This window comes from Microbacterium album, assembly GCF_014643695.1.
GTDB lineage: Bacteria > Actinomycetota > Actinomycetes > Actinomycetales > Microbacteriaceae > Microbacterium > Microbacterium album.
On sequence record NZ_BMJY01000012.1, the window covers coordinates 81,720 to 90,258 of the forward strand.

Here is an 8,539-nt window from a genome sequence, read left to right on the forward strand (position 1 = left end):
CGCTCCGACGCGCTCGCGGCGTCCGCCGAAGCCGCCGAAGCCGCCGCGGGCCCCGCGCCCGCCCCGACGGCCGCCGCGCGTGCTCGAGCCGCTCTCGCCCCGGCAGCGTCTCGCGCGCGGGGTGGTCGGGCTGCTCACGGTCTTCCTGATCGGCTTCGTCCTCAGCGTCGTCGTGTACAGCCACCTCGCGCACGCGATCGCCCAGAACGGGCTGCGGGGCGAGTACGCCGCCCAGCTGGAGGAGGGCACCGCGCCGGTGTCCGAGGGCACATTCGACGACGTGCTGCTGCGGGACGGCGCGCCGGTCGGCATCATCGAGATCCCTGCGCTCGGGGTGTCCGAGGTCATCGTCGAGGGCACCGGAGCGGGGGAGCTCAAGCTCGGTCCCGGGCATCGGCGCAGCACCGTGCTGCCCGGCCAGGAGGGCGTGAGCGTGCTGATGGGACGCGCCGCCGCGTACGGAGGTCCGTTCGGAGGCATCCAGCAGCTGTCGCCCGGCGAGAAGCTGACCGTCACCACAGGCGAGGGCGAGCACGTCTACGAGGTGATCGGCGTGCGCTACGCCGGCGATCCCGCGCCGCCCGCCGTGCAGCCGGGGGAGGGGCGCCTCGTGCTCACCACGGCCCGCGGGGCGCCGTACTTCCCGCAGGGGATCGCGCGCGTGGACGCGCGCCTCATCACCGAGGCGCAGCCCGCGGGACCGCGTCAGACGACCGCGCTGTCGCTGCCCCCCGAGCACCAGGAGCTCGCAGGCGACGCCCGCCACCTCTGGCAGACCCTGTTCACCGTACAGCTGCTGGTCGCGTCGCTCGTCGCCGCGGCATGGTCGCTGTCGCGCTTCGGGCGCCGGCGCACGGTGATCGTGTTCACCCCGGTCCTGCTGCTGGTCGCGCTGCTCGTCGCCGATCAGGTGACGCTGCTCCTTCCCAACCTGCTGTGACACGCGCCGACGCGTCACCCCCGATCCGCCTGGAGAAACCGTGAACACCACCCCCTCCGACCCCATGCCGGCCGCCGGCGCGTCCGACTCGGTGACCGAGGTCCTGCCGCCCGTGACCGAAGGGCGCCGCGTGCGTCGCTCGGCCGAGGCCGCCGCGGACGTGACCACCGTCGCACCGCCCGTCTCCGCCCCCGTGCCGTCGTCCGTGTCGTCGTCCGTGCCGCCGCTGCCGTCGCTGGCGGACCCTGCGGATCCCGGGCTCGCGGAGCTGCATGCCGAGAACATCTCGGCGTGGTTCGGCGACCACCAGGTGCTCGATCGCGTCACGCTCACCATGCGCCCCGGCCAGGTGACGGCGCTGATCGGACCGTCGGGCTGCGGCAAGTCGACGTTCCTGCGCATCCTGAACCGCATGCACGAACTCGTCCCCTCAGCCTCGCTGGCGGGCGAGGTGCTCCTCGACGGGCAGGACATCTACGATCCGACGAAGAAGCTCACCGACGCGCGCAAGCACATCGGGATGGTGTTCCAGAAGCCCAACCCGTTCCCGGCGATGTCGATCTACGACAACGTGATCGCCGGGCTGAAGCTGGCGGGCATCCGGGCCGATCGCGACACGAAGGACGAGCTCGTCCAGTCCTGCCTGTCGAAGGCGGGCCTGTGGAACGAGGTCAAGGACCGCCTGCGCGCCCCCGGCGGCGGACTGTCGGGCGGTCAGCAGCAGCGCCTGTGCATCGCGCGCTCGCTCGCCGTGAAGCCGCGCGTGCTGCTGATGGACGAGCCCTGTTCGGCGCTGGACCCCACCTCGACCCGTGTCATCGAGGAGACGATGGCCGAGCTGCAGAAGGAGGTCACGATCGTGATCGTGACGCACAACATGCAGCAGGCCCAGCGCGTGTCTCAGGAGTGCGCGTTCTTCCTCGCGGCTCGCGGCACGCCCGGCGCGATCGTCGAGCACGGGGACACGGAGGCGATGTTCTCCGAGCCGCAGGACCAGCGCACCTACGACTACGTCAACGGCCGCTTCGGATAGGAGCGTGCCGGCGGATGGGAGCGTGCCGGTGAGTGAGGACCGCGACGAGCGGGACGGCGACAGCACCCTGGTCGGCGCCCGCTTCCGGCTGGAAGAGCTGCTCGGCTCGGGCGGCAGCGCAGCCGTGTATCGAGCTGTCGACGTCCGAAGCGGTGCGGAGGTCGCCGTCAAGGTGCTGCACCCGCACCTGTGCGCCGACGCGGCGGCGCGCGATGCGTTCCTGCGGGAGGCGGAGCGCGTCCGTGTCGTCACGCATCCGCGCATCGTGGCGGTGCATGACGCCGGCCTGCACGACGCCGGCGGTGTCGTGCAGCCGTGGATCGCGATGGACCTGGTGCAGGGGCCCACGCTGCGCGAACACGTCGAGCGGGTGGGCCCGCTGGCCCCCGTCGAGGCCGTCGCCGTGCTGGTCGGCCTGCTCGACGGCCTCGAGGCGGCGCATCGGGCGGGTGTCGTACACCGCGACATCTCGCCGCAGAACATCGTGCTCAGCGGGTCCGACGGGCCGCTGCGTCCGGACGCCGTGCGGATTCTCGACTTCGGGCTCGCCGACGCCACCGGGCGCCGCACGACCGGCGCGGACATCCTGCTCGCCGACCGGGGGTCAGGATCCGTGGTCGGGAACGCCGCGTACATGTCGCCCGAGCAGGCGCAGGGACTTCCCGTGCGATCGGTGAGCGATCTGTACCAGGCGGCGGCCGTGCTCTACTTCGCGCTCACGGGTGCCCCGCCGTTCCCGCGCGCGACGACGGAGCAGGCGATGCGGGCGCACGTCGCGGCCCCGCCGCCCGTGCCCTCCGTGCTGGCGCCGGCCGCGCGCTCCCTCGATCGCATCGTGACCAAGGCGATGGCGAAGACCCCCGCGCACCGCTTCCGCGACGCCGGGGAGCTGCGCGCCGCGCTGACATCCGCCGTGCCGACGCCCGCTGCGAGCGCCCTCCCCGGGGCCGAGTCCGAGCCCGAGGCGGAGACCGCGGCGATCGCGGAGGCGACCGCCGATCGCACCGGCGCCACGCGCGTCCTCGCTCGGACCCCGCTGGACGGCGAGCTGTCCTATCTGTCCGCCGCTTCCGCCGCTTCCGCCGCTTCACCTGTGGGGAGCGCCGGCGGGGACGCGCACTCCGGGCGCGCTCGACGTCGGTCGGCGAGCGGCGCGATCGCGGCCGCGGCGGTCGTGACCGTGGCGGTGCTCGGGGCCTGGGTGGCCGCCGCGTCCGACCCCCGCACCGCCGGTGCGGCGCAGGCTCCGCGCCCCTCGGTCTCCACGCCGCCGCCCTCTCTGCCGACGCCCACCGGCACGCCGGACCACGTGCCCGCGGCGCCGTCACCGCCGCCCGAGGAGACGCAGGAGGAGCCGCCGCCCGAGCCCGAGCTCATCGATGTGCCGCTGCTGCACGGCACCCTGGCGGATGCCGAGGCGGCGCTGCGCGACGCGGGACTCGTGCTCGGCGCCGTCCTGCGCACCGACGGCGCCGAGCCGGCCGACCGCGTGGTGCGGCAGGATCCCGCCGCGGGCGTGCGGATCGAGCGGGGCTCCGCGGTCGGCATCACGGTCACGAGCGGCAGCAACTCCGTGCCGTCCGTGGTGGGCCACTCACTCGGCACCGCGCGCGCCCTCGTGGAGTCGGCCGGCTTCTCGGTGCAGGTCACTCCCGTGGCGGATCCCGCCGCCGCGGTCGTCGCCGTCGAGCCCGTCGTCGGCACGGTGCTGCGCGTGGGCGTGACCGTCACCCTCGTGGTGCGGCCGCCGACCGAGCCCGAGCCGCCAGCCGGGCCGCCCCCCGCCACGCCCACGCCGACTCCGACGGGACAGAGCCCATGACCGTACGCCGCATCCTGGACCTCGTGCTCGGCGCGGCCGGCGTGCTCATCGTGCTCGTGACGGCGGCCGGCGTCCTGCACCTCTCGCGCCTCGATCCCGCCGCCGAGCGGGACCGCACCCCCGTCACGGCGTACGCCCTCCGGGCCGAAGCGCCCGCGTCGGCCGACACCGCGCCCGCCGGCGGCGCGTCGCCTGAGGACGTCCCGCCCTCCGGCACCCCCGCGGCCGGGGCCCACGGCGTCTGGCGAGGAAGCGTCGACGTCAGCTCCGACTGGCTCGCCCGGGTGTCCGCCGCGACGGACATCCCCGTCCGCGCCCTGGCCGCCTACGCCCGCGCCGACCTCGCCATCGATGTCGAGCAGCCGGCGTGCGGTCTCGACTGGAACACCCTCGCGGCCATCGGCGCGATCGAGTCCGGCCACGGCAGCCACGGCGGGGCCGTACTCGGGCCGGACGGGCGCGTCGAGCCCGAGATCCTCGGTCCCGTACTCGACGGCAACGGCGTCGCGGCGATCCGCGACACCGACGACGGCGCCTGGGACGGGGATCGCACCTGGGATCGCGCGGTGGGACCCATGCAGTTCATTCCCGAGACCTGGAACCGCTGGGGCGCCGACGCGAACGGCGACGGGATCGCAGATCCCCACCAGCTCGACGACGCGGCGCTCGCCGCCGCGCGCTACCTGTGCGCGTCGGGGCCCGTCGACCACCCGGAGGGGTGGCGTCGAGCGGTCTTCTCGTACAACCACCTCGACTCCTACGTGGACGCCGTCGCCGAACTCGCGAACCGCTACGCCGCCGCTGTCCGCTGACGCACGAGAGGAATCACGACGTGAGGATGAGACACGCCCTGAAACCGGGTCAGGTGTACGCCCTGGACCTGTCGCTGGTGCCGGGAGGAGCCGATCCGGACGGTGACCGTGGATGGGCGATCGTCCTGGTCGCCTACGTGTGGCCCAAGCGGGGGAAGTTCGTCTGGGTGTCCTGCGCGACCTACCCGAGCGTGCCGACGCTCGCGGACGCCGAGAACGTGACCGAGTGGCGCTGGCCCATCCTGCTCGCCAGCCTCACGGAGCACGACGTGCTGCTGGGGACGATGCCGCTGCCGCCCGAGCTGCCGCCGCTGCCGCGGCTGCGGGCGCCGCGGTGGATCACGCGCGGCTCGCCGTGGGTCGTGTACACGTACGCGGAGGGGCCGGACGGCCTGCCGCGCGCCGTGAGCGTCGAGGACACCTCGGATCCCACGCTGCCGACGGGCGTGCTCGTCTCCCACGCGTCGCTGCGGGCGCGCGTCAACGACGACTGGATGCCGGAGAAGTCCTGGCCCGCCGACGCGCCGGCACCCGTCGTGCCCGCGGTGCCGTCGACGCCCGTCTCCACGGCCCCGCAGCCCGGGGCGGGCAGGCCGCCGAAACAGCGCCGGTCGCGCAGGAAGACGGCCCAGCCCGAACCGAGAGACCTCAGCCCACGGGCTTGAGCATGGGGGAGACGAGCACGGTGCCCTCGCCGTGCTCGGCGTCCAGCTGCTGCTGCAGCGACCCGTCGTCGTAGACGACCTCGACGTGGACCGTGCCGGTGCGCGCGTCCGTCCACCCGGTCAGCATGCCTCCCGACGCCGAGGTGACGGCGGCGAGGATGCCCTGCAGCTCGGCCTCCGTGCGCTCGGCCTCCGATACGCACAGCATGCCGCCCCAGACGTCGCGCAGCGCCGCCTCCGCGCTCGCGACGTCCTCGGCGACCTGCACGTTGAGGATGGTGCGCAGCGGGTCGCTCCCGGCTCCCTCATCCGCGAGAGAGCCGTCTCCTGCACCGGCCGTGCCGTCGTCCCCGGCGGGCGGCTCGGTCGACTCGGTCGGCTCGTCGACGGCCTGGTCGACCCAGGCGCCCGCGTATCCGGGCAGTCCGGTGGCGGTCTGCAGCGCGTCGGACAGCGTCTGCATCGTCGTGCGCGAGGGATCCGCCACCCGCCACCCGCCCTCGGGGGCCGGGCACGGCGTCGAGAAGTCGGGGGAACGGGCGTCGTCGCCGCCCTGGGCGGACCAGTCGTAGTCCGCGCCCGGGGTCACCTCCACGGGCACGAACACCTCGGTCTCGGGGTCGAAGGTGCCCACGACGTGGAACTCGCCCCAGCGGCTGCCGCTCACGTCCTCGAAGTGGCCGTCCCACTCGGCCCAGTCCCAGCCCTCGAGCCGGGGACCGCCGCACTGCGGGGGATAGGACATCGCGATCGCGCCCAGGCACAATTCGGCGCCGTCGCCCGTGTCCATGACCGTGACGGGGTGGCCCGGTGTCACGAGCGGGCCGCCGGATGCGGGCCCGCCGGGCTGCGACGGCGGTTCGGTGGGCGTGGCGCAGCCTGCGAGCACGATGGAGACGGCGGCGAGGCACAGCAGGGCGAGGGATGCCTTCGGGCGAGGTTCCATGGACTTCAGCATGCCGCATGCGCGCGCGGCTCGCATGGCGGCGCGGTCTTGCATGACGGCTCGGTCTTGCATGACGGCTCGGGGGCGTCAAGCCCGATGAGGGAAACCGAGCCGGACGGCAGGCTGGTCACATGAGCTTCGCCTGTGCGACCGGAGGCGTCCATCCAGGAGAGGTGCTGGACGGACGCTACCGGCTGGACGCGCTCGTCGGGGAGGGAGGCATGGGTCGCGTCTTCCGGGCCACGGACGAGCTGCTGGGGCGAACGGTCGCGATCAAGGTCTTCCCCGCCGCCGCTGCGGATCCCGCCGACCGTCTCCGCCGGGAGTCGGAGACGCGCCTGCTGGCGGCCCTGAACCATCCCTCGCTCGTCACCCTCTACGACGCGCAATCCGAGCCGGGCGGATCCGGATACCTCGTGATGGAGTTCATCGAGGGCGGGACGCTCGCGGAGCGGATCGCGCGGGGCGCGCTGCCCCCCGAGGAGGTCGCGGACATCGCGGTCGATCTGGGCGAGGCGCTGCACGCCGTGCACGCGGCGGGGATCGTGCATCGCGACATCAAGCCGCAGAACGTGCTGCTGCGCTCCACCGTGACCCCGCGCCAGCCGTATCGCGCGACGCTCGCCGACTTCGGCATCGCCTACCTCGCCGACGCCGCGCGGGTGACCGGTCCCGGCATGGCGATCGGCACGGCCGCGTACTTCTCGCCGGAGCAGGCACGCGGGGCGGAGCCCTCCGCCGCCTCCGACGTGTACGCGCTCGGGCTGGTGCTCATCGAGGCGCTGACCGGTCGGCGGGCGTTCCCGCAGACGGGTCCGATCGAGGCCGCTATCGCGCGGCTGCACTCGCAGCCCGAGGTGCCGGGGACGTTCGGCTACGGATGGCGGTCCCTGCTGACGGCGATGACCGCGATCGAGGCGGCGGACCGCCCGTCCGCGCGCGACGTCGTGCGCCGGGCGCGCGCGCTGCAGGCGCCCCTGCCGGCGGGCGGGCATCACGCCGCGGCCAGCACGGGAGCGGGGGAGCCAGAGCCGACGGCCGCCGTGCCGGGGGCGTCGACCGCCTCGGCACCGCTGCTGGATCCGCCCGCGACCACGCCCCAGCCCGGGCTCGCCGTGCTCGAGGACGCCCCGGCGACCGCGCCCTTCGAGGCGGCCGACGCGGATCAGGCCGGGGATGCGGCGGGTGACCCTTTCACCGTGACGACCCGCGAGCTCGGGGAGGACACGCACGCCGCGCCCCGGCGCCGCTCGCGTCGCGCCCGCCGCTCGCGCACGGCCGCTGTCGGGCGCGTCGCGCTGGTCGGCGCCGTCACCGCGGCGCTCGCCGGCGCCGCGTGGGGAGTCGTGAGCGCGACCGACGCGCCCGCCACACCCCACGTGCGCGCCGTGCAGGAGGGCGGGGGGATCGTGCGGCAGACGGCGCCCGCGTCCGACTCGGTGCAGGGGGAGCCGGCGGGCGTGACTCCCGACGGCGGTGCCGACGGCGAGCCCGTGGGGGAAGCGCCAGAGGCCCCGGCGCCCGATCCGGTCTCGGAGCAGGACGGCGACGCTCCGCCCGCCGGTCAGGGAGCCGACCGCGGCAATGGCGCGAAGGGCGACGGCGAGCGGCACCAGGACCACCCGGGCAAGGGCAAGGGCCTCGACCGAGGCGCCGGTCCTGGCAACTCGGGCGAGCGCGGCGGGGGCCGCGGCGCCGACTGAGGCCAGCCGACCGCATCCTGACCGGCGCGGCCCCCGAGGGCTGGTATTCTCGGTAGGCCTCCATAGCTCAGGGGATAGAGCGTTGGTTTCCGGTACCAAAGGTCGCAGGTTCGAATCCTGTTGGGGGCGCCATGTGATGAGTCGGGACATGTGTCTCTGAGGAGCTCGGCCGCAGGCCGGGCTCCCGCGGGTGTTGCGCTTTCCTTTTCTCCTCCCACGCTCTTTCTTTTTTCTTCCCACGCGTTTTCTTTTTTCTCCCACGCGTCGGGCCCCCGAGGGGCCGCTCCGCGAGGGAGGCGCTTCCGCTGCGCTTCAGCGCGCCGGCGCTTCGCGCCTGGTTGGCGGGCGCACTCGCGCCCGCACGCTCGCGCTGGCGCGCTCGCACCGGGTTGAGGTGGGGCGGGTGGGGCTCGGCTTCGACTCGCTGCGCTCGCTCAGCCCGTTTCGACTTCGCTTCGCTTCGCTCAACGACCGGGTTCGGGGTCTCCGGTTGCGCGCTCAACAAGGAACGGGGCGGGGTGGTGCTCAGGTTCCGCTCGTTGAGCGGAGCGGCGGAGCCGCGGAGTCGAAACGGGTTGAGCGGAGCCGCGTAGCGGCGGAGTCGAAACCGAGGCGGGA

Annotated in this window: 7 protein-coding genes and 1 tRNA gene; 7 read left to right on the forward strand and 1 reads right to left on the reverse strand. The window is 74.3% G+C overall.

What is annotated here, in order from left to right:
* Positions 1–79: 79 nt before the first annotated feature.
* The 5 genes from IEX37_RS12560 (at position 80) to IEX37_RS12580 (ending at position 5,272) form a co-directional block, all read left to right on the forward strand.
* Positions 80–940 carry a sortase gene (locus IEX37_RS12560; protein ID WP_229663252.1) on the forward strand — a complete coding sequence of 287 codons (861 nt, stop codon included), beginning with the start codon at positions 80–82 and terminating at the stop codon, positions 938–940.
* Between the two features lie 268 nt (positions 941–1,208).
* Entirely contained in the window at positions 1,209–1,973 is a 765-nt protein-coding gene (gene pstB, locus IEX37_RS12565; protein WP_229663254.1) for a phosphate ABC transporter ATP-binding protein PstB, read from the forward strand.
* Positions 1,974–2,001: 28 nt separating this feature from the next.
* Entirely contained in the window at positions 2,002–3,795 is a 1,794-nt protein-coding gene (locus tag IEX37_RS12570; protein WP_188756620.1) for a serine/threonine protein kinase, read from the forward strand.
* Positions 3,792–4,607 carry a lytic transglycosylase domain-containing protein gene (locus tag IEX37_RS12575; RefSeq protein ID WP_188756621.1) on the forward strand — a complete coding sequence of 272 codons (816 nt, stop codon included), beginning with the start codon at positions 3,792–3,794 and terminating at the stop codon, positions 4,605–4,607. The genes IEX37_RS12570 and IEX37_RS12575 overlap by 4 nt, the downstream gene beginning before the upstream one ends.
* A 20-nt stretch (positions 4,608–4,627) precedes the next feature.
* Positions 4,628–5,272 (forward strand): hypothetical protein, encoded by a 645-nt coding sequence (locus IEX37_RS12580; RefSeq protein ID WP_188756622.1) that lies wholly within the window; start codon positions 4,628–4,630, stop codon positions 5,270–5,272.
* Here the strand turns inward: IEX37_RS12580 and IEX37_RS12585 are convergent.
* The gene (locus IEX37_RS12585) at positions 5,256–6,218 is read right to left on the reverse strand and encodes a hypothetical protein (protein WP_188756623.1); all 963 of its coding nucleotides are present in this window, start codon (positions 6,216–6,218) and stop codon (positions 5,256–5,258) included. The genes IEX37_RS12580 and IEX37_RS12585 overlap by 17 nt on opposite strands.
* Before the next feature lie 131 nt (positions 6,219–6,349).
* Between IEX37_RS12585 and IEX37_RS12590 the strand changes: the two genes are divergently transcribed.
* Together IEX37_RS12590 and IEX37_RS12595 are read left to right on the forward strand one after the other, a co-directional pair.
* The gene (locus tag IEX37_RS12590; protein WP_188756624.1) at positions 6,350–7,921 is read left to right on the forward strand and encodes a serine/threonine-protein kinase; all 1,572 of its coding nucleotides are present in this window, start codon (positions 6,350–6,352) and stop codon (positions 7,919–7,921) included.
* Between the two features lie 56 nt (positions 7,922–7,977).
* A tRNA-Arg gene (locus IEX37_RS12595) sits at positions 7,978–8,053 on the forward strand.
* Positions 8,054–8,539: the final 486 nt, after the last annotated feature.

Excerpts from the sequence above, each read along its gene's own strand:
- IEX37_RS12590 (WP_188756624.1), top strand. The coding sequence starts at position 6,350 with ATGAGCTTCGCCTGTGCGACCGGAGGCGTCCATCCAGGAGAGGTGCTG.
- IEX37_RS12585 (WP_188756623.1), bottom strand. The coding sequence starts at position 6,218 with ATGGAACCTCGCCCGAAGGCATCCCTCGCCCTGCTGTGCCTCGCCGCC.
- IEX37_RS12575 (WP_188756621.1), top strand. The coding sequence starts at position 3,792 with ATGACCGTACGCCGCATCCTGGACCTCGTGCTCGGCGCGGCCGGCGTG.